We start from the raw sequence: 19,574 nt of genomic DNA on the forward strand, positions 1-19,574 counted from the left end.
GCGTCCCGAATCTGAATAATTCCGCCTCTCGCTTCGGCGCCTTCCACTTCATCGGGAAACGCGACCGGAGCAAAGTTTTTACCGCGCGCCCGTAGCTCAGTTGGATAGAGTACCAGGCTACGAACTTGGTGGTCGGGAGTTCGAATCTCTCCGGGCGCGCCATTATTGCAAGGCACGATGCTTCGGCATCGTGGATGCCGAGGGCAGGACATCGCCCGAGGCGCCGGACGGAAATTTGAAGTTCGGTGTGCTTCGATACGGATTGACTGGACGGAGTATCACCCTTAGCATTCGAAGGCTTCGGTGCGCGAAAGTGATCGAAGCGTCCGAACGGGGTATAGCTCAGTCTGGTAGAGCGCCAGCTTTGGGAGCTGGATGTCGGGGGTTCGAATCCCTCTGCCCCGACCAGCAGGCGTTATGCTGGACCCAGGCGCCTGTAGCTCAACCGGATAGAGCATCGGCCTTCTAAGCCGACGGTTGCAGGTTCGATTCCTGTCGGGCGCGCCAGATCCAGGTTCTACGGTGGGCGTAGCTCAGCTGGTTAGAGTACCGGATTGTGATTCCGGTTGTCGTGGGTTCGAATCCCATCGTCCACCCCAAATTCGAGTTTCAAGGGCCGTTAGCTCAGTTGGTAGAGCAGTTGACTCTTAATCAATTGGTCGTAGGTTCGAATCCTACACGGCCCACCAAACGGACGAAGGCCCGCGGCGACGCGGGCCTTCGTTTTTCCTGTCCGGCCGGCCGGCCGGGCTCGGCGGCACGGTCGTGCGACATGTGCGCCACGTGCTTGTGCTGGACGGCCGTGCAACCGTAAAATGGCCTGCTTTCGTGCAAGGGAATCATCGACTTAGCAGGTGCGCGCCAAGCGGGGGGACGCCATGCCGGCGAACGGCCGGCGAACCGTCGCTCGCAGGCGGCTGCCGGGACGGTGACGGGCGAAAGTGGCGGAACTGGTAGACGCACTGGATTTAGGTTCCAGCGGTTCACACCGTGCGGGTTCGAGTCCCGCCTTTCGCACCATTCCCTTGAGTGTTTTCGTCATGTAGGGCGGCGTGGCCGCCGCAGCGCCGCGACAAGGCCACCACAGGTCATTCCAGGAGACGTCATGCAGGTTTCGGTTGAGAACGTCGGCAAGCTCGAGCGCAAGCTCACGGTGAAGTTCCCGGCGGAGCGCTTCGACAGCCAGGTGAACGAGCGCATCGCGGAGATGGGCCGCACCGTCCGCCTGAAGGGCTTCCGCCCCGGCAAGGTGCCGGCCACGGTGATCCGCCAGCGCTTCGGCGACCAGGTGCGCAACGAGGTGCTTTCCGACCTGATCGGCAGCACGCTGCGCGAGGCGTTCGCGCAGGAGAAGCTGCAGCCGGTGGCGAATCCCGCGATCGACACCACGGGCAAGCCGGAGAACGGCGAGATCGCCTACACCGCCACCTTCGAGGTGATGCCGGAGTTCCCCGAGGTCGACGTCGCCGCGCTCGAGATCAGCCGTCCGAAGGCGGAAGTGACCGATGCCGACATCGAGAAGATGATCGAGACCCTGCGCACGCAGCGCCGCAGCTTCGACCCGGTCGAGCGCGCCTCGGCCGAGGGCGATTTCGTGATGTTCGAGTACAGCGCCGTCGCCGGCGACTACCGCTTCCCGGCCGAAGGCCTGGAGCGCGCGGGCAGCGTGCTGGGTTCGGGCAGCCTGTTCAAGGCCCTGGACGAGGCCTTGACCGGCCGTTCCGCTGGCGACGAGTACGAGGCCGAGGTCGCCTTCCCGCAGGATTTCCGCAACGAGAACCTGGCCGGCAAGACCGCCACGGTGAGCTTCAAGATCGTCAAGGTGCAGGAGCCGAAGCTGCCCGAGGTGGATGCCGAGTTCGCCAAGCTGTTCGGCATCGCCGACGGCGACCTGGAGCATTTCCGCAAGGAAGTGCGCGCCAACCTGGAGCGCGAGCTGAAGGGCACCCTGCTGGCCCGGCTGAAGTCCGAGGTGGCCGAGAAGCTGTCCACTGCATACGAGGGCCTGGACGTGCCGAACATGCTGGTGCAGGGCGAGGCGCGCAACCTCGCCGCCGGCAGCGTGCCGCGCGGCCAGCAGCCACCGCCGCAGCTGGTCGAGGCCGCCATGCCGATGGCGCGCAAGCGCGTGATCGCCGGCCTGCTGATGGGTGAGATCGCCCGCAGGCAGGAGATCAAGCTGGACCGCACCCGCGTGGCTGAACAGCTGGCCGCGATCGCCTCCACCTACGAGGAACCGGAGAAGGTCGTTGAACTTTACAACGGCGACCCCCAACTCATGTCGGGCCTGCAGAACCGCGTGATCGAGGACCAGGTGGCGGAGTGGGTGGCCGAGCATGCCAAGACCACTGTCCAGGACCTGAGCTTCGACGAGGTGATGCGGCCGGTCGGCGGTTGACGCAGCCGATCCGTGCGGCGCCTGCCGCGGAGGGCCAAGGCCCTCCCGGCGAGGCCAACAACATTCGTTCCCGGAGACTTCCCCTCGTGGCCATGGACCCGATCAAGAGCCTCAACCTGGTGCCCATCGTCGTGGAGCAGACCGCCCGCGGCGAGCGCTCCTTCGACATCTATTCGCGCCTGCTCAAGGAGCGGATCATCTTCCTGGTCGGCCCGATCGACGACAACGTCGCCAACCTGGTGGTGGCGCAGATGCTGTTCCTGGAGTCGGAGAACCCGGACAAGGACATCCACTTCTACATCAACAGCCCCGGCGGCGTGGTCACCGCGGGCCTGGCGATCTACGACACCATGCAGTTCATCAAGCCCGACGTCAGCACGCTGTGCATCGGCCAGGCCTGCAGCGCCGGCTCGCTGCTGCTGATGGCCGGCGCGGCGGGCAAGCGGTTCGCGCTGCCCAACTCGCGGGTGATGATCCACCAGCCCTCCGGCGGCGCCCAGGGCCAGGCCACCGACATCGAGATCCAGGCCAAGGAAATCCTCTACCTGCGCGAGCGCCTGAACAGCCTCTACGCCCACCATACGGGCAAGCCGGTGGAGGAGATCGCCCGCGACATGGAACGCGACCGCTTCCTCAGCGCCGAGGACGCCAAGGCCTACGGCCTGATCGACGAAGTGCGCAGCCGACGCGCGGTCGAGACGGTGAAATCGGCCTGATTTCCGGTCGCCTTACAACGGGTTCGCGAGGGGCTCCGCGCCTGGATGCAGGCGCGGAGCCCTGTGCTATTCTCGCTATGCAAACGATTTACAGCAGGGTTACAGCATGAGTGACGAGCGGCAGGGCCGTTCCAACGACGGCGGCAAGATTCTCTACTGCTCCTTCTGCGGCAAGAGCCAGCACGAAGTGCGCAAGCTGATCGCGGGTCCGTCCGTGTTCATCTGCGACGAGTGCGTGGAACTGTGCAACGACATCATCCGCGAGGAACTGGAGGAGAAGGCCGCCTCCGGCCGCACCCAGCTGCCGAAGCCGAAGGAGATCATGGAGACGCTCGACCAGTACGTGGTCGGGCAGACCCGCGCCAAGAAGGCGCTGTCGGTGGCGGTGTACAACCATTACAAGCGGATGGAATCGCGGCAGAAGAGCGACGAGGTCGAGCTGGCCAAGTCGAACATCCTGCTGATCGGCCCGACCGGTTCGGGCAAGACGCTGCTGGCCGAGACGCTGGCGCGCCTGCTCAACGTGCCGTTCACCATCGCCGACGCCACCACGCTCACCGAGGCGGGCTACGTGGGCGAGGACGTCGAGAACATCATCCAGAAGCTGCTGCAGAAGTGCGACTACGACGTCGACAAGGCGCAGTCGGGTATCGTCTACATCGACGAGATCGACAAGATCTCGCGCAAGAGCGAGAACCCGTCGATCACCCGCGACGTGTCGGGCGAGGGCGTGCAGCAGGCGCTGCTGAAGCTGATCGAGGGCACGCTGGCCTCGGTGCCGCCGCAGGGCGGGCGCAAGCACCCGCAGCAGGAATTCCTGCAGGTGGACACCAAGAACATCCTGTTCATCTGCGGCGGCGCCTTCGCGGGGCTGGAGAAGGTGATCCAGCAGCGTTCGGAGACCGTCGGCATCGGCTTCAACGCCGAGGTGCGCTCGAAGGAGCGCACCGAGAACCTGGGCAAGCTGCTGGCCGAAGTGGAGCCCACCGACCTGGTGAAGTTCGGCCTGATCCCCGAGTTCGTCGGCCGCCTGCCGGTGGTGGCCACGCTGGACGAGCTGGACGAGGCCGCGCTGGTGAAGATCCTCACCGAGCCGAAGAACGCCGTCACCAAGCAGTTCAAGCGGCTGTTCGAGATGGAGGGCGTGGAGCTGGAGTTCCGCCCCGAGGCGCTGCAGGCGATCGCCCGCAAGGCGCTCAAGCGCAAGACGGGCGCCCGCGGCCTGCGTACCATCCTGGAGCAGGTGCTGCTGGACACCATGTACGAGCTGCCTTCGCTGGAGCACGTGAGCAAGGTGGTGGTGGACGACGCGGTGATCGAGGGCCAGGCCGAGCCCTACCTGATCTACCGCGGCAACCTGCAGCAGCAGCGCATCGCCAGCGACGGCGGCGACGCGGCCGCCTGACCCGGCGCGTTCCGGCGCGAAACGAACGGCCCCGGTGGCGACGCCGGGGCCGTTTGCGTTTCCTGCATGCGCACTTGACGGCGCGTGCCGCCGCCTCCACTTGACGTATTCAGCACCCCGGCGCAGTGTCGGGGCCGTCCGAATCCAGTTCCGCGAGACTATCGATGGCAAAACACGCCGCTTCCCCCGCAGCCGCCTCCGCCCTGCTGGACGCCTTGCCGGTCCTGCCGCTGCGCGACGTGGTGGTCTACCCGCACATGGTGATACCGCTGTTCGTGGGGCGCGACAAGTCCATGCGCGCGCTCGAGCACGCGATGGAAGGCGAACGGCAGATCCTGCTGGTGGCGCAGAAGAGCCCCGACATCGACGATCCGGCGGTGGACGACCTGCATCGGATCGGCACCCTGGCCAGTGTGCTGCAGCTGCTCAAGCTGCCCGACGGCACCGTGAAGGTGCTGGTGGAAGGGCAGGCGCGCGTGTCGATCGAGGACTATCGCGAGGAGGCCGGCATGCTCACCGCGCGCTCGCGCGTGATCGAGCCCGTCTACGGCAGCCGCGAGCGCGAGCTGGACGTGGTCTCGCGCACCCTGGTCTCGCTGTTCGAGCAACTGGTGAAGCAGAGTCGCAAGCTGCCGCCCGAGGTGCTCACCACGCTGTCGGGCATCGAGGATCCCTCGCGCGTGGCCGATTCCATCGCCGCGCACCTGTCCGTGCGCATGGCGGACAAGCAGAAGGTGCTGGAGACCGCCGACGTCGGCGAGCGGCTGGAGCTGCTGATCGCGCTGGTCGACGGCGAGATGGACCTGCAGCAGGTGGAGAAGCGCATCCGCGGCCGCGTGAAGTCGCAGATGGAGAAGAGCCAGCGCGAGTACTACCTCAACGAGCAGATGAAGGCGATCCAGAAGGAGCTGGGCGAGGGCGAGGACGGCCCCAACGAAATCGAGGAGCTGCAGAAGAAGATCGACGCCGCCGGCATGCCGAAGCCGGTGCTGGCCAAGGCCCGGCAGGAATTCGGCAAGCTGCGGCAGATGTCGCCGATGTCGGCCGAGGCCACGGTGGTGCGCAACTACCTGGATTGGCTGGTGGGCGTGCCGTGGAAGAAGCGCACCAAGGTGCGCAAGGACCTCGCGCTGGCGCAGGAGGTGCTCGACGCCGACCATTTCGGCCTCGAGAAGGTCAAGGAGCGCATCCTCGAATACCTCGCCGTGCAGCAGCGCGTGAACACCATGAAGGGGCCGATCCTTTGCCTGGTCGGCCCGCCGGGCGTGGGCAAGACCTCGCTGGGCCAGTCCATCGCCAAGGCGACCAACCGCAAGTTCGTCCGCATGTCGCTGGGCGGCGTGCGCGACGAGGCGGAGATCCGCGGCCACCGCCGCACCTACATCGGTTCGATGCCGGGACGCATCGTGCAGAACCTCAACAAGGTCGGCACCAAGAACCCGCTGTTCGTGCTGGACGAGATCGACAAGATGTCGATGGACTTCCGCGGCGACCCGTCGTCGGCGCTGCTGGAGGTGCTCGACCCCGAGCAGAACCATGCCTTCAACGACCATTACCTGGAAGTGGACCTCGACCTGTCCGAGGTGATGTGGATCGCCACCGCCAATTCGCTGAACATCCCCGGTCCGCTGCTGGACCGCATGGAGGTGATCCGCATCCCGGGCTATACCGAGGACGAGAAACTGGCGATCGCGCAGAAGTACCTGCTGCCCAAGCAGCTCAAGGCCAACGGCCTGAAGCCCGAGGAGCTGCGGGTGGACGAGGAGGCGATCCGCGACATCGTGCGCTACTACACGCGCGAGTCCGGCGTGCGCAACCTCGAGCGCGAGATCTCCAAGATCTGCCGCAAGGTCGTGAAGCAGTTGGCCCTCGGCGAAGCCGTGCCGGCCAAAGGCCCGAAGAAGCCGGCGAAGGCCGCCAAGCCCTCCCGCGCGAAGGCCGCGCGCGCGCCCTCGGGCGTGCGGGTGGACTCGTCCAACCTCGATCATTACCTGGGCGTGCGCCGTTTCGACTTCGGCCGCAAGGAACAGCAGAACGAAGTGGGCCTGGTGACCGGCCTGGCCTGGACCCAGGTCGGCGGCGACCTGCTCAGCATCGAGGCCTCGGTGCTGCCGGGCAAGGGGCGGCAGGTGAATACCGGCCAGCTCGGCGACGTGATGAAGGAATCGATCCAGGCCGCGCTGTCGGTGGTGCGCGCGCGCGCGGGCCAGCTCGGCATCGAGCCGGACTTCCACGAGAAGCTGGACATCCACATCCACGTGCCGGAGGGCGCCACGCCGAAGGACGGCCCCAGCGCCGGCATCGCCATGTGCACCGCGCTGGTGTCGGCGCTGACCCGGGTGCCGGTGCGCTCGGAAGTGGCGATGACCGGCGAGATCACCCTGCGCGGCCGCGTGCTGCCGATCGGCGGCCTCAAGGAAAAGCTGCTGGCGGCGCATCGCGGCGGCATCACCACGGTGATCATTCCCGAGGAAAACGAGAAGGACCTGGCCGACATCCCCGCGAACATCACCGGCTCGCTGGACATCCATCCCGTGCGCTGGATCGACCAGGTGCTCGACATCGCGCTGGAACGGCCGCTGCAGCCGCTGCCTGTCGAGGCGGGAGCTGTGGAGCCGGCGAAGTCGGAGCCGCCGCACGAGGATCCCTCCGGCACGCATACGCGCACCCACTGAACGCGCCGCGCATCGCGGCCCGGACGACGACGTCGTCCGGGCCGTTTTCGTGTCCGCGGGGACGGCATTCCATGCATGTGCATACGGTTTTGAGGGACGGCTGGCAAGTGCTTCCAGGACCGCTCCTGAATCGCCGGAAGCCTTGGTATTGCTTGTATTGCGGAGCTTCGGGGCCACTGGTATAAAGAGTCACCGCAACCGGGGTGTCGTCGCTGGATGGCACTGCGATGCGGGGTCGCGGGACGGCGCTCCTCCAGGGAGCCAACATCTTTCACAAGGCGGCGTCGTCTCGTCCCAGACTGACCACGCGGGCCGCATAACCGTTTAAGGGAGTGACTAATGAATAAAACCGATCTGATCAATGCCATCGCCGACAAGGCCGAGCTCACCAAGGCCGACGCCGGTCGCGCGCTCGAGGCCTTCTTCGAGACCGTGCAGAAGGCCCTGAAGAAGGGCGACGACGTTTCGGTGGTCGGCTTCGGCACCTTCACCGTGCGCAAGCGCGCTGCCCGCACCGGCCGCAACCCGCGCACCAACGAGACGATCAAGATCAAGGCTTCGAAGGTTCCGGCCTTCAAGGCTGGCAAGACGCTCAAGGACGCCCTAAACTAAGCGGCTGTCGCTTGGTTTCGGGTGCTTAGCTCAGCGGTAGAGCGTCGCCCTTACAAGGCGAGGGTCGTAGGTTCGATCCCTACAGCACCCACCAGAAGCAATGCGGAGCGGTAGTTCAGACGGTTAGAATGCTGGCCTGTCACGCCGGAGGTCGCGGGTTCGAGTCCCGTCCGCTCCGCCACAGTTCGCAAGGGCGCCCACGTGGCGCCCTTGTCATTTATGCTAGGCGCCTTGTGCCCGGCGTACCGGGCGCCTTTCGTCATTCGGATTGCGGGAAGAGTTCATGCTGCAGGCACTGGGTAACAAGATGCACGGGTGGCCGGCGATCGTCGTGCTGGGCGTGGCCGTCTTCGCGATGTCGTTCTTCGGCATCGAAGGCTATTTCAGCGCTTCGGTCGATACCTACGCGGCCAAGGTGGGCAAGCACGAGATCAGCCAGCAGCAGTTCCAGGACCGCATGAACCAGATCCGCCAGCAGCAGATGGCGGAGCAGGGCGACCATTTCGACGGCAGCGCCTTCGAGAAGCCGGAGAACAAGCGCCGCATCCTGGACGCGATGATCGACCAGCAATTGCTGCTGAAGGCCAACGACGACCTCGGCATGCGCGTCTCGGACGAGGCGCTGCGCGATGCGATCGCCAGCGTGCCGGCGTTCCAGGTCGACGGCAAGTTCGATCCGGACACCTACCGCACGTTGCTGGCCGCCAACCGCATGACGCCGGAAGGGTTCGAACAGCAGCAGCGCGCCAGCATGGCCACCTCGTTGCTGCCGGACGCGATCGGCGCCAGCGCCATCGTCACCGGCGCGGACCTGGACCGCTTCCTCGACCTGCGGCTGCAGCGCCGCGACCTCAGCTACTTCGTGCTGGCGCGCCCGGCGCCGGCCGACGACAAGGTGAGCGATGACGAGATCGCCGCCTACTACAAATCGCACCAGGCCGACTTCATGCAGCCCGAGCAGGTGTCGTTGAAGTACGTCGAGGTGGATGACGCCGACCTCAAGCTCGATGCACAGCCCAGCGAGGACGAGCTGAAGAAGCGCTACGAGGACGAGAAGTCCCGCTTCGTGCAGCCCGAGCAGCGGCTGGTGTCGCACATCCTGATCGACGTGCCCAAGAACGCCACGCCGGACCAGCAGAAGGCCGCGCTGGCCAAGGCGGAGAAGATCGCCTCCGAGGCCACCCCGGCCGATTTCGCCGACCTGGCGAAGAAGGATTCCGACGACCTCGGCTCCAAGAGCCAGGGCGGCAACCTGGGCTGGCTGCAGAAGGGCATGACCAATGCCGCCTTCGACGCCGCACTGTTCGCGATGAACAAGGGCGACATCTCCAAGCCCGTGCTGTCGCCCGAGGGCTACCACATCATCTACCTGCGCGACGTGCACAGCGGCGACGCCAAGCCCTTCGCCGAGGTGCGCGACGAACTGGCCAAGGAAGCCGCCCAGGCCGACCGCGAGCGCAAGTTCAACGAGGTGGCCGGCAAGCTGGCCGACCTGAGCTACCAGACCCCGGGCTCGCTGGACACCGCGGCCAAGACGCTCGGCCTGCCGATCAAGGACACCGGCCTGTTCTCTCGCGCCGGCGGCAGCGGCATCGCCGCCGACGCCAAGGTGATCGCCGCGGCGTTCTCGGACGACGTGCTGGCGCAGGGCAACAATTCCGGCCTGATCAACCTCGGCAAGGACACCGCCGTGGTGGTGCGCGTGGACAAGCACGAGCCCAAGGCGGTACGCCCGCTGGCCGACGTGAAGGATGCGATCCACAAGAAGATCGTCGACGACCGCGTCGCCGCGGCCGGCCGCAAGCAGGCCGACGACCTGCTCGCGCGCCTGCGCAAGGGCGAGGACCTGCAGACGGTGGCCAAGTCCGCGGGAGCCACCGTGGAAAGTGCCAGCGAGGCCCTGCGCATGCCGCAGAGCGCAGCCGACCTGAAGCTGCCCATGCCGGTCCGCGAACAGGCGTTCCGCATGCCGCACCCCGCCGACGGCAAGCCGCAGTTTGCCGACGTCGACCTCGGCAACGGCGTGTTCGCGATCGTGGCCGTGGACAAGGTGCAGGGCGGTGACCTGGCCAAGGTCACGCCGGCGCAGCGCGACCAGCTGCGCGCGCAGATGACGCAGGCCTACGGCGGCATCGCCACCCGCGGCTTCATCGGCATCCTGAAGTCCAAGACCGAGATCAAGATCGCGCCGGACGCGAACAACAAGCAGTGAGTAAGGGTCGCGCCGATGGCGGACAGGCAAAGGGGCGGCCGCGAGGTCGCCCCTTTCGTTTCAGCGGTGCCCGCGGGATGGCTTCCGCCCGCGGAAGCCGGTCCTTCAGCCAGCGCCGATCCTGAGTACCTGGCCGGGTCGGATCGTCGCCCCGCCCAAGTGGTTCCAGCGCTCGAGCGCGTCGACGCTCACCGCATAGCGGTGCGCGATGCTCCACAGGCTTTCGCCCGCCCGCACGGTATGCGTGCGGTTCGTGGCGGATGGTGCCGCGGGCGATGCGGCGGCGACGAGCGGCGGCGTGTTTTCCGCGGCCCCGGGCGGCGGCACGCCGTCATCGGCGGGGAGCGTGGGCAGCGGGCTGGTCGAGGGCGTCACGCTGGCGGTGAGCCCGGCGTCCGCGGCCCGCTGCTGCGCGTCGCGCCATTGCACGGCATTGCGCTGTGGCAGCAGCAGTTGCGTCGGGCGCTGGTCGGCCGCGATGCGGCCGTTGCGGAACGCGGCGTTCAGGTGCCTGATCTGAGCCACCGGCATGCCGGCGCGCTTCGCCGCCTCGGGCAGCTTCATCGGCTGGTGCACCGCCACGGCCTCGAGTCGCTGGTCCGCGGGCAGCAGCGGCAGGCTGACGTGGAAGCGGGTCGGTTCGCGCACCACGCAGGCGATGGCGAGCAGCTTGGTGAGGTGCTCGCGGGTGATGCGCGATACCGGCAAGGCGGGGATCGCCGGCTCGTCCGCCGGGATGCCGTGCTGCTGCACCAGGCGGCGCACGGCGAATTCCCCGGCGTTGTAGGCGTAATCCACCAGGCGCCAGTCATGCAGGTCGGCATGGTAGCGGCCGAGCAGCTTCATCACGCCTTCGGTGGCGGCGGACACGTCATAGCGGCCGTCATAGTCGCGCCCCACGTGCAGGCCCATCGAGCGGGCCGTGCTCGGCACGATCTGCCACATGCCGGCGGCGCGCTGGTGGCGGTGGCTGGATACGGGCTGGAACTGGCTTTCCACCCATGGCAGCAGCACGAACTCGCCTGCCACGTCGTGCCGGGCGGCCACCTGCTGCACGTACATCAGCCGTGGCATGGCTTCGCGCAGGGTGTCCTCGAAGCGCTGCGGATCGCGCGTGTAGCGTTCGGCCCAGGACAGGATGTGCGTGTCGGCGTCGCAGTCGGACATCGCGAAGCTCTGGCGCAGGCGGCTCCAGATGTCGTCCTGGGCGGGCATCACGGCCGACACGGACGGCTGCGGCAGCGGCACGGCGGCGGGCTTGGGTGGATGGATCTCCGGCGCGTGCACCGCGCTCGGCGTGGTGGCGCAGGCGGCCAGCAGCATGGGCGCGGCCAGCGCCAGGCCATGTCGCCAGCGGCGCTTCACCTGAACGCGTCCTTGGCGGCGCGCAGGGCGGCGAAGCGCGCCACGCGGTCGTTGGCGGCATCCTGGCGGCGACACCAGTCGATCACGGCCGGGCTGTCCACGCGCAGGAAGGGATTGGCGGCCAGTTCGCCGGCCAGTGGCGTGGGCAGGCTGGGCTGGCCGGCGGCGCGCAGCCGCGCCACGTCCTGCTCGCGTGCCGCCAGCGCGCCGTTGTCCGGCTCGACCGTGCGGGCGAAGCGCGCGTTCGCGGCGGTGTATTCGTGGCCGCAGCACAGCAGGGTATCGCCGGGCAGGGCGGCAAGGCGGTCGAGCGAGGCCAGCATCTGCGCAGGCGTGCCTTCGAACAGGCGGCCGCAGCCCAGGCTGAACAGGGTGTCGCCGCACAGCAGCACGCCTTCGCTGGCGTAGGCGACATGGCTGGTGGTGTGGCCGGGCACCGCGATCACCCGGAAGCGCGCGGCCGGGGCGTCCAGGTTCAATTCGTCGCCGTCGGACACCCGGCGCGTGGCGACCTCGATGCGCTCGTCCTGCGGCGCGTATACCGGCGCCCGGTGGCGCTCGTGCAACGCCGTCGCGCCATCGATGTGGTCGGGATGGTGATGGGTGAGCAGGATCGCGCGCAGGCGCAATCCGCGTTCCGCCAGCGCCGACTCCACCGGGCCGGCTTCGCCCGGGTCGACCGCCAGCGCCGAGCCTTGCCCGTCGTGCAGCAGCCATATGTAGTTGTCGGCCAGCGCCGGTATGGCAATGACGTGCAAGCTCGGGCTCCACGGCAACGGTACGGGACCGCGCGGCCGTGTCCGGCCACGCGAAGTTTCCGACTATAAGGGGCGGGGAAAGCATGCTCGTTAGCATGTCGTTAAGGCCGGATGCGGGCGTTCAGCCCTGTGCGCCGGTTCGTCTTTGCGACGGCAACCGGTACACTGGACGGGTTCTCCGTACGCAACGGCCGTCCGACGCATGCCATCGCGTGATCATGACATCTATGCCAGCTCGCCCATGCGCAGCCTGCTGGCGGAGGAGATGGCCGTGATGCTGCCCGTACTGCAGCGCTGCGCGGGCACGCGGGGCTTGCTGGTGACGGCGGCGCCGGATGACGTACCGCCGCAGTTGCCCTTGCTGGGCCACTGGACCCGGCTGACCCTGGCACGGCACTCGCTGGACGGTGCCGTCCGCGCCAGCGCGCTGGAGCCGCTGCCTTTCGTCGACGAGGCGTTCGACTTGGTGCTGCTGCGACATGCGCTGGAAGCGGCCCCATTGCAGCCGGCGTTGCTGGGCGAGATCGTCCGCACGCTGGCGCCCGGCGGCATGCTCGCGCTGACGGGGCTGCATCCGGTCAGCGGCTGGTCACCGTGGTGGCACTGGCGCATGCGCGGTGCGGGCATGCGTCTGAGCGCGCCGCTGCAGCTTGGCCGCTGGCTGCGCAGGGCCGAGCTGCAGGTCGAGCGGGTGGCGCGCGTGGGACGGATGTGGCCGGCGTCCGTGGTTGACGTGCATGGTGCCGCCAGTCCGCTGGGCGGCGGCTACGTGCTGCTGGCACGCAAGCGCAGGCATATGGCGCTGCCCACGCGCTTGCGCCCGGCCGCGGTGGCCGCGCCCGCCAAGGCCGGCCTCGCGCCCGGCGCGCGCCGCAGCGCCGCATGAACCGATTGGGTTGAATCCAGGAGCCGTTTTTAAGTGACCGACGTGGAAGCCTTTACCGATGGCGCATGCCTGGGCAACCCGGGCCCGGGCGGCTGGGCCGCCCTGCTGCGCGCCAAGGGGACCGAGCGCATGCTGGCCGGCGGCGAGCCGGCCACCACCAACAACCGGATGGAACTGATGGCCGCCATCGGCGCGCTGGAAGCGTTGACCCGCCCGTGCCGGGTCATGCTGACCACCGACTCGCGCTACGTGATGCAGGGCATCGAGCAGTGGCTGCCCAAGTGGCGCGCTAACGGCTGGCGCACCGCCGACAGGAAGCCGGTGAAGAACCAGGACCTGTGGCAGCGCCTGTCCGCAGCGACGCAGCCGCACCAGGTGCGCTGGCAGTGGGTGCGCGGCCACAACGGCCACGTCGAGAACGAGCGCGTGGACCAGGCCGCGCGCGAACAGGCCGAACAGCATCGCGACGGAGCGGCGGCATGAGGCAGATCGTGTTGGACACCGAGACCACCGGCCTGGAAGTGCGCCAGGGCCACAGGCTGGTGGAAATCGCCTGCGTCGAGATGATCGAGCGCCGTCCCACCGGCCGCCACTGGCAGACCTATCTCAATCCCGAACGCGCGATGGACGAGGGAGCCAGCCAGGTCACCGGCATCCGCGACGACATGCTGGTCGACAAGCCGTTTTTTGCCGAGAAGGTCGACGAGTTCCTCGCCTTCATCGACGGTGCCGAGCTGATCATCCACAACGCCAGCTTCGACGTCGGCTTCCTCGACGCCGAGCTGGCCCGCGCCGGCGCCCACTACGGCCGCATCGGCGACCGCTGCCAGGTGCTCGACACCCTGGCGATGGCGCGCGAGCGCTACCCCGGCCAGCGCAACAGCCTGGACGCGCTGTGCAAGCGCCTGGGCGTGGACAACTCCGCCCGCGATCTGCATGGCGGCCTGATCGACGCCCAACTGCTGGCCGAGGTGTACCTGGCCATGACCTCGGGCCAGGTCGCGCTCGACCTGGCCTTCGAAGACGCCAGCGAAACCGGCCCCGTGGCCGTGGTGCTGCAGCCGACGACCTTGACCCGCCGCCCGCGCGTGCTGCGCGCTAACGCCGAGGAACTCGCCGCGCACGAGCGCAGGCTGGACGCGCTGGACAAGAGCGCGGGCGAAGGCGGCAGCCTGTGGCGGCGGGAGGAGAAGCAGGAAGCCGCGGCCTGAGGGGGGGCGCTCACGATCTGCCCTGGAAAAGCAAAACGCCCCGGACAGGGGCGTTTTGCTTTACTGGCGGAGAGGGTGGGATTCGAACCCACGGTACGCTTACACGTACGCCTGATTTCGAGTCAGGTACATTCGACCACTCTGCCACCTCTCCGGAGGGGTGCACGGTGGCGCGTGCGAGCCGGCGATGATACGCGGGAGTGTGCGCCGTGACAACCGCCCGCGCATGCGGCATGCTGCGACGGCCCAGCCAGCAGCCCAGCCATGATCGAATTCGGACACGGAACCCACGTCGGCCTGCGCCGCACGCGCAACGAAGACACCTACTACGCCGATCCCTCGCTCGGGCTGTTCCTGGTGGCCGACGGCATGGGCGGGCACCAGCACGGGGAAGTGGCTTCCGCGCTGGTGCGCGACGCGGTGGTGGACATGGTGACGCGCGGCCAGTCGCTGCCGGATGCGATCCGCGCGGCCGGGCGGCGCCTGCTGGAACAGGCCCGTGGCGGTGCCGACGCATTGCCGATGGGTTCCACCGTGGCGGCGCTGCAGCTGTCCGGCAACGATTACCAGGTCGCCTGGGTGGGCGACAGCCGCGTGTACCGGTGGCGCAACGGCCTGCAACAGATCAGCCACGACCATTCGCTGGTGCAGGAACTGGTGGCCAGCGGTTCGATCGATCCGGCTCAGGCGGCCCGCCATCCGCGGCGCAACGTGATCACCCAGGCGCTGGGCATCACCGCCGGCGAGCAACTGCACATCGGCATGGCGCGGGGACAGCTGGCGCCGGACATGGCCTTCCTGCTGTGCAGCGACGGCCTGACCGAGGAGGTCGGCGACGTCGCGATGGCGGCCATCGTGGGACGGCAGGACCTGGCAGCGCAGGAATGCGTGGACCACCTGCTGCTGGCCGCGTTGGACCATGGCGGCAAAGACAACGTCACCGCGATCCTCGCCCGCGTGCGCTGACCTGGCCGGAAGCCCGGGGCGCCGGTGCCTGGGCAAGGCCGGCATCCTGTCGCAGCAGGCTATCCATCCGTTCGACCTGGTGCGGTTCGCCCAGCGGCGCCACCAGCGCCGGCGAGACCAGGGCCACCAGCCGCGCCAGCAGGGCCGCGTCGCCCAGCGGCTGGCCCATGCTCAGCTTGGCGATCAGCTCGCCCATGTCGTCCGTGGCCAGTACGCCGGAAAGCGCCTTCAGCGCGAAGTCCAGGCGCAGGCCGAGCTCGTTGCGCGGGATGCGGGGCAGGGCGCGCGCGAAGGCTTCGAAGAAGCGCTCGAAGATGGGCCGGTAGTGCTCCTGCAGGTAGTCGCGCACGAATGGCGAGGCGTCGCTGTAGACGCGACCCAGCAGGCGCAGAAAGGCCGGGCCGCCGCCGGGCGAACGGCCGATCCGCAGCGCGGGAACGAACAGGACGCCGAGGATGGTTTCATGATCGGGCGCGCGTCCGCCGGCCTCGCAGGCGTCGAGCAGGCGCAGCCGCTCGGCGTTGAGCGGCCCCAGCCGCAGTTCCAGCAGCTCGTGCAGCATCGCTTCCTTGCCGCCGAAGTGGTAGTTCACCGCGGCGAGGTTCGCGCCCGCGCGGGCGGTGACCCGGCGCAGCGACAGCGCATCGTGGCCGCCCTCGATGAACAGTTGCTCGGCCGCATGCAGCAGGCGGCTGCGGGTGTCGTCGGCGTGTTCGCGCGTGGCCATCGTCGCCCCCTGGCTGCGCCGTATGCGCACGGCGACGCTAGCCGCTTCCGTGGGCCGGAGGCAAGCGACAGGGAAGGGGGGCAAACGAAAAGCGGGCCTTGCGGCCCGCCTTTCGTCGACGTTGCGGTCGACAGGCTCCCGCTCAGGCCGCCTTTTTCTTCGCCAGCCGCAGCCAGGTGTCGACCACGGTGTCCGGGTTGAGCGACACGGATTCGATGCCCTGGTCCATCAGCCATTCGGCCAGGTCGGCATGGTCGCTGGGACCCTGGCCGCAGATGCCCACGTATTTGCCCTTGGCGCGCGCGGTCTTGATCGCCATGGACAGCAGCTTCTTCACCGCCGGGTTCCGCTCGTCGAACAGGCCGGCGACGATGGAGGAATCGCGGTCCAGGCCCAGGGTGAGCTGGGTGAGGTCGTTGGAGCCGATCGAGAAGCCGTCGAAGATCTCCAGGAACTCCTCGGCGAGCAGGGCGTTGGAGGGTACCTCGCACATCATGATGATCTTGAGGCCCTGCTCCCCGTTGACGCTGGCGCCCTGCCTGAGGTCGTTCTTCGCCAGCACCTCGATCACCTTGCGGCCTTCGTCCAGCGTGCGCACGAATGGGATCATCACCCACACGTTGTCCAGGCCCATCACCTCGCGCACGTGCTTGACCGCCTTGCATTCCAGCCCGAAGGCTTCGGCGAAGCTGGGATCGACGTAGCGGCTGGCGCCGCGGAAGCCGATCATCGGGTTCTCCTCGTGCGGCTCGTAGCGCGCGCCGCCGAGCAGGTTGGCGTACTCGTTGGATTTGAAATCGCTCATGCGCACGATCACCGGCTTCGGGTACACCGAGGCGGCGATGGTGGCGATGCCTTCGGCGAGGCGGTCGACGTAGAACTCGACCGGACCGGCATAGCCGGCGATGCGCTCGTCGATCTTCGCGCGGGTCTCGGCGTCCTGCTTGCCGTATTCCAGCAGCGCCTTGGGATGCACGCCGATGTGGCTGGCGATGATCATCTCCAGGCGGGCCAGGCCGATGCCGGCGTTCGGCAGCATGCCGAAGTCGAACGCGCGCTCGGGGTTGGCCACGTTCATCATGATCTTCAGCGGTGCCTCGGGCATCGCGCCAAGGTCGGCGGTGACGCGCTCGAAGGCCAGTTTGCCCTCGTAGATCGTGCCGGTGTCGCCCTCGGCGCAGGACACGGTGACCTCGGCGCCGTCGGGGATGCTGTCCAGCGCGTTGTGCGTGCCCACCACCGCCGGCACACCCAGTTCGCGGGCGATGATCGCCGCGTGGCAGGTGCGTCCGCCGCGGTTGGTGACGATGGCGCTGGCGCGCTTCATCACCGGCTCCCAGTCGGGGTCGGTCATGTCGGCCACCAGCACGTCGCCGGGCTGCACCTTGTTCATGTCGGCCAGCGAGCGCACCACGCGCGCCTTGCCGGCGCCGATCTTCTGGCCGATGGCGCGGCCCTCGGCCAGCACCTTGCCCTTCTCGTTGAGGCTGAAGCGCTCAAGCTGGGTGGCGTGGGCGCGCGACTTCACCGTCTCGGGACGCGCCTGCACGATGTACAGCTTGCCAGTATGGCCGTCCTTCGCCCATTCGATGTCCATCGGGCGGCCGTAGTGCTGCTCGATGATCAGCGCCTGCTTCGCCAGCGACTCCACGTCGGCGTCGCTGATGCAGAATTTGTTGCGCAGTTCGGCCGGGGTGTCCTCGGTCTTCACGCGCTCGCCGGGGGCGCTGGAATAGACCATGCGCAGCTGCTTGGCACCGAGGTTGCGGCGCAGCACGGCGGGCTTGCCGGCCTTCAGCGTGGGCTTGAACACGTAGAACTCGTCGGGGTTCACCGCGCCCTGCACGACCATCTCGCCCAGGCCGTAGCTGCCGGTGACGAAGACCACGTCGCGGAAGCCCGACTCGGTGTCCAGCGTGAACAGCACGCCGGCGGCGCCCACGTCCGAGCGCACCATCAGCTGCACGCCGGCGGACAGGAACACGTTCTCGTGGGCGAAGCCCTGGTGCACGCGGTAGGCGATGGCGCGGTCGTTGTACAGCGAGGCGAAGACTTCCTTCACCTTGTGCAGCACGTCGTCGATGCCGACCACATTGAGGAAGGTTTCCTGCTGGCCGGCGAACGAAGCGTCGGGCAGGTCCTCGGCGGTGGCGGAGGAGCGCACGGCCACGGCGATGTCCGGGTACTTTTGCGATCGTCCCTGATCGCCAGAATCAAGAACCGGCGATCCATCGCCGGACTGTTCAGCAGGAGCGGCGTCCCTGCACAGCTTGGCGTAGGCGTCGCGGATCGCCTGGTCGAGCTCGGCGGGCAGCGGGGTCTCGGTGACCCACTCGCGGATTTCCTTGCCGGCTTTCGTCAGCGCGTCCACGTCATCCACGTCCAGGTCGGCCAGGCGGGCCTGGATGCGCTTGGCCACGCCGCTCTTTTCCAGGTACTGCTGGAAGGCGTCGGCGGTGGTGGCGAAACCACCAGGCACGGAGACGCCGAGCTTGGCGAGGTTGCCGATCATCTCGCCGAGCGAGGCGTTCTTGCCGCCGACCTTGCCGAGGTCGGTCATGCGCAGTTGGTCCAGCCAGAGCACCAGGTCGTTCAAGGGGAGTCTCCTCGAGAGCTCGATAGTGATTGAAGGCGTCGGGCGGCCGAGGCATCGCGCCGCGCAAAGACTGGTATTGTCCGCTTTCGGTGGTGCATGGCACAAGAAGACCATTGCAGGCCAGGGCCGCGCCAACTGCATACCAGTCAGGCGCGGGTCAAGCAAAGACAGGCGCTGGCGCTTGCGCTATGGTGCCGGACCGGAACCTCCACCGCCTGCCGGATCGCCCATGCAACGCACGGTCTATTTCATTTCCGATTCCACTGGTATTACCGCGGAGACGATCGGCAACAGCATCCTCGCCCAGTTCGAAGGCATGCACTTCGACAAGCACCGGCTGCCGTTCATCGACAACGTGCACAAGGCCGAGAACGCGGCGCTGCGGATCAAGACGCACTACGCCCGGACCGGCGAAAAGCCGATCGTGGTCAACACCATGGCCGACCGCGCGCTGTGCGACATCGTGGCCAGCAGTGGCGCGCTGATGCTGGACGTGTTCGCGCCCTTCATCGGGCCGCTGGAGGAGGAGCTGGGCGCCAAGCGTTCCGGTGCGGTGAACCGCTCGCACGGCCTGGTCGATTTCGACAAGTACGAGGCGCGCATCAACGCCACCAACTACGCGCTGGCGCACGACGACGGCATCGACGTCGACTACTCGCAGGCCGACCTGATCCTGGTCGGCGTGTCGCGCTCGGGCAAGACGCCCACCTGCCTGTACATGGCCTTGCATTACGGCGTCTGCGCCGCCAACTACCCCCTTACCGACGAGGACCTCGAGAAGCTGGAGCTGCCCGCGCGGCTGCGTCCGTGGAAGGACCGCCTGTACGGCCTGACCATCGACGCCGCGCGCCTGGCGCAGATCCGCGAACAGCGCCGGCCCGGCAGCCGCTACGCCACGCTGAAGCAGTGCCGCTGGGAGCTGGAGCAGGCCGACCGGCTGATGCGCCAGGCCAACCTGCCGTGCCTGAACACCACGCACGTGTCGATCGAGGAAATCGCCAGCAAGATCTTCGACCGCTTCGGCATCGAGCGGACCATGTTCTGACC

General features: G+C 67.8%; 15 protein-coding genes and 9 tRNA genes. 19 read left to right on the forward strand and 5 right to left on the reverse strand.

Annotated features, from left to right (window positions below):
• Positions 1-85 precede the first annotated feature (85 nt).
• From QMK61_RS07555 to QMK61_RS07620, 14 genes are all read left to right on the forward strand, one after another.
• Positions 86-162: transfer RNA gene (locus tag QMK61_RS07555), tRNA-Arg, on the forward strand.
• A 169-nt stretch (positions 163-331) separates the two neighbouring features.
• Positions 332-408, forward strand: a tRNA-Pro gene (locus QMK61_RS07560).
• A gap of 22 nt (positions 409-430) precedes the next feature.
• Positions 431-507, forward strand: a tRNA-Arg gene (locus tag QMK61_RS07565).
• Positions 508-522: 15 nt separating this feature from the next.
• A tRNA-His gene (locus QMK61_RS07570) sits at positions 523-599 on the forward strand.
• 14 nt (positions 600-613) lie between these two features.
• Positions 614-689 (forward strand) — tRNA-Lys (locus tag QMK61_RS07575).
• Between the two features lie 246 nt (positions 690-935).
• A tRNA-Leu gene (locus QMK61_RS07580) sits at positions 936-1,020 on the forward strand.
• Between the two features lie 85 nt (positions 1,021-1,105).
• On the forward strand, positions 1,106-2,398 hold the full coding sequence (gene tig / locus QMK61_RS07585) for a trigger factor (protein WP_302071559.1): 1,293 nt from the start codon (positions 1,106-1,108) through the stop codon (positions 2,396-2,398).
• Positions 2,399-2,490: 92 nt separating this feature from the next.
• Positions 2,491-3,114, forward strand: coding sequence for an ATP-dependent Clp endopeptidase proteolytic subunit ClpP (gene clpP, locus QMK61_RS07590; RefSeq protein WP_302071560.1), 624 nt, complete (start codon positions 2,491-2,493; stop codon positions 3,112-3,114).
• A gap of 106 nt (positions 3,115-3,220) precedes the next feature.
• On the forward strand, positions 3,221-4,519 hold the full coding sequence (clpX, locus tag QMK61_RS07595; protein ID WP_302071561.1) for an ATP-dependent Clp protease ATP-binding subunit ClpX: 1,299 nt from the start codon (positions 3,221-3,223) through the stop codon (positions 4,517-4,519).
• A gap of 164 nt (positions 4,520-4,683) precedes the next feature.
• The gene (gene lon / locus QMK61_RS07600) at positions 4,684-7,194 is read left to right on the forward strand and encodes an endopeptidase La (protein WP_302071562.1); all 2,511 of its coding nucleotides are present in this window, start codon (positions 4,684-4,686) and stop codon (positions 7,192-7,194) included.
• 339 nt (positions 7,195-7,533) lie between these two features.
• Entirely contained in the window at positions 7,534-7,806 is a 273-nt protein-coding gene (locus QMK61_RS07605; protein ID WP_017461157.1) for an HU family DNA-binding protein, read from the forward strand.
• Positions 7,807-7,825: 19 nt separating this feature from the next.
• Positions 7,826-7,900, forward strand: a tRNA-Val gene (locus QMK61_RS07610).
• A 10-nt stretch (positions 7,901-7,910) separates the two neighbouring features.
• Positions 7,911-7,987: transfer RNA gene (locus QMK61_RS07615), tRNA-Asp, on the forward strand.
• Positions 7,988-8,089: 102 nt separating this feature from the next.
• Entirely contained in the window at positions 8,090-10,018 is a 1,929-nt protein-coding gene (locus tag QMK61_RS07620) for a SurA N-terminal domain-containing protein (protein ID WP_302071563.1), read from the forward strand.
• A 105-nt stretch (positions 10,019-10,123) separates the two neighbouring features.
• On the opposite strand, the gene QMK61_RS07625 is transcribed toward QMK61_RS07620, so the two are convergent.
• Positions 10,124-11,383: a transglycosylase SLT domain-containing protein gene (locus tag QMK61_RS07625; RefSeq protein ID WP_302071564.1), complete on the reverse strand. Its 1,260-nt coding sequence runs from the start codon at positions 11,381-11,383 to the stop codon at positions 10,124-10,126.
• The gene (gene gloB, locus QMK61_RS07630) at positions 11,380-12,141 is read right to left on the reverse strand and encodes a hydroxyacylglutathione hydrolase (protein ID WP_302071565.1); all 762 of its coding nucleotides are present in this window, start codon (positions 12,139-12,141) and stop codon (positions 11,380-11,382) included. The genes QMK61_RS07625 and gloB overlap by 4 nt, the downstream gene beginning before the upstream one ends.
• A 241-nt stretch (positions 12,142-12,382) precedes the next feature.
• On the opposite strand from gloB, the gene QMK61_RS07635 reads away from it, so the two are divergent.
• The 3 genes from QMK61_RS07635 to dnaQ are packed head-to-tail and all read left to right on the forward strand — an operon-like array spanning position 12,383 to position 14,238.
• Complete coding sequence (locus tag QMK61_RS07635) at positions 12,383-13,027, forward strand: methyltransferase domain-containing protein (protein ID WP_302071566.1); 645 nt, start codon at positions 12,383-12,385, stop codon at positions 13,025-13,027.
• A gap of 33 nt (positions 13,028-13,060) precedes the next feature.
• On the forward strand, positions 13,061-13,510 hold the full coding sequence (rnhA, locus tag QMK61_RS07640) for a ribonuclease HI (protein WP_302071567.1): 450 nt from the start codon (positions 13,061-13,063) through the stop codon (positions 13,508-13,510).
• Positions 13,507-14,238, forward strand: coding sequence for a DNA polymerase III subunit epsilon (dnaQ, locus tag QMK61_RS07645; RefSeq protein ID WP_302071568.1), 732 nt, complete (start codon positions 13,507-13,509; stop codon positions 14,236-14,238). Before rnhA ends, dnaQ begins: the two co-directional genes overlap by 4 nt.
• A 64-nt stretch (positions 14,239-14,302) precedes the next feature.
• Here the strand turns inward: dnaQ and QMK61_RS07650 are convergent.
• Positions 14,303-14,392: transfer RNA gene (locus QMK61_RS07650), tRNA-Ser, on the reverse strand.
• 110 nt (positions 14,393-14,502) lie between these two features.
• Here QMK61_RS07650 and QMK61_RS07655 point away from each other — a divergent pair.
• Positions 14,503-15,204, forward strand: coding sequence for a protein phosphatase 2C domain-containing protein (locus tag QMK61_RS07655; RefSeq protein WP_302071569.1), 702 nt, complete (start codon positions 14,503-14,505; stop codon positions 15,202-15,204).
• On the opposite strand, the gene QMK61_RS07660 is transcribed toward QMK61_RS07655, so the two are convergent.
• Positions 15,176-15,931, reverse strand: coding sequence for a TetR/AcrR family transcriptional regulator (locus QMK61_RS07660; RefSeq protein ID WP_302071571.1), 756 nt, complete (start codon positions 15,929-15,931; stop codon positions 15,176-15,178). The genes QMK61_RS07655 and QMK61_RS07660 overlap by 29 nt on opposite strands.
• 142 nt (positions 15,932-16,073) lie before the next feature.
• On the reverse strand, positions 16,074-18,527 hold the full coding sequence (gene ppsA, locus QMK61_RS07665; RefSeq protein ID WP_302071572.1) for a phosphoenolpyruvate synthase: 2,454 nt from the start codon (positions 18,525-18,527) through the stop codon (positions 16,074-16,076).
• Between the two features lie 229 nt (positions 18,528-18,756).
• Between ppsA and QMK61_RS07670 the strand changes: the two genes are divergently transcribed.
• The gene (locus QMK61_RS07670) at positions 18,757-19,572 is read left to right on the forward strand and encodes a pyruvate, water dikinase regulatory protein (RefSeq protein ID WP_302071573.1); all 816 of its coding nucleotides are present in this window, start codon (positions 18,757-18,759) and stop codon (positions 19,570-19,572) included.
• Positions 19,573-19,574 lie beyond the last annotated feature (2 nt).

The sequence above is a fragment of the Fulvimonas sp. R45 genome (assembly GCF_030504985.1).
In the GTDB taxonomy this organism is placed as follows: domain Bacteria; phylum Pseudomonadota; class Gammaproteobacteria; order Xanthomonadales; family Rhodanobacteraceae; genus Rhodanobacter_A.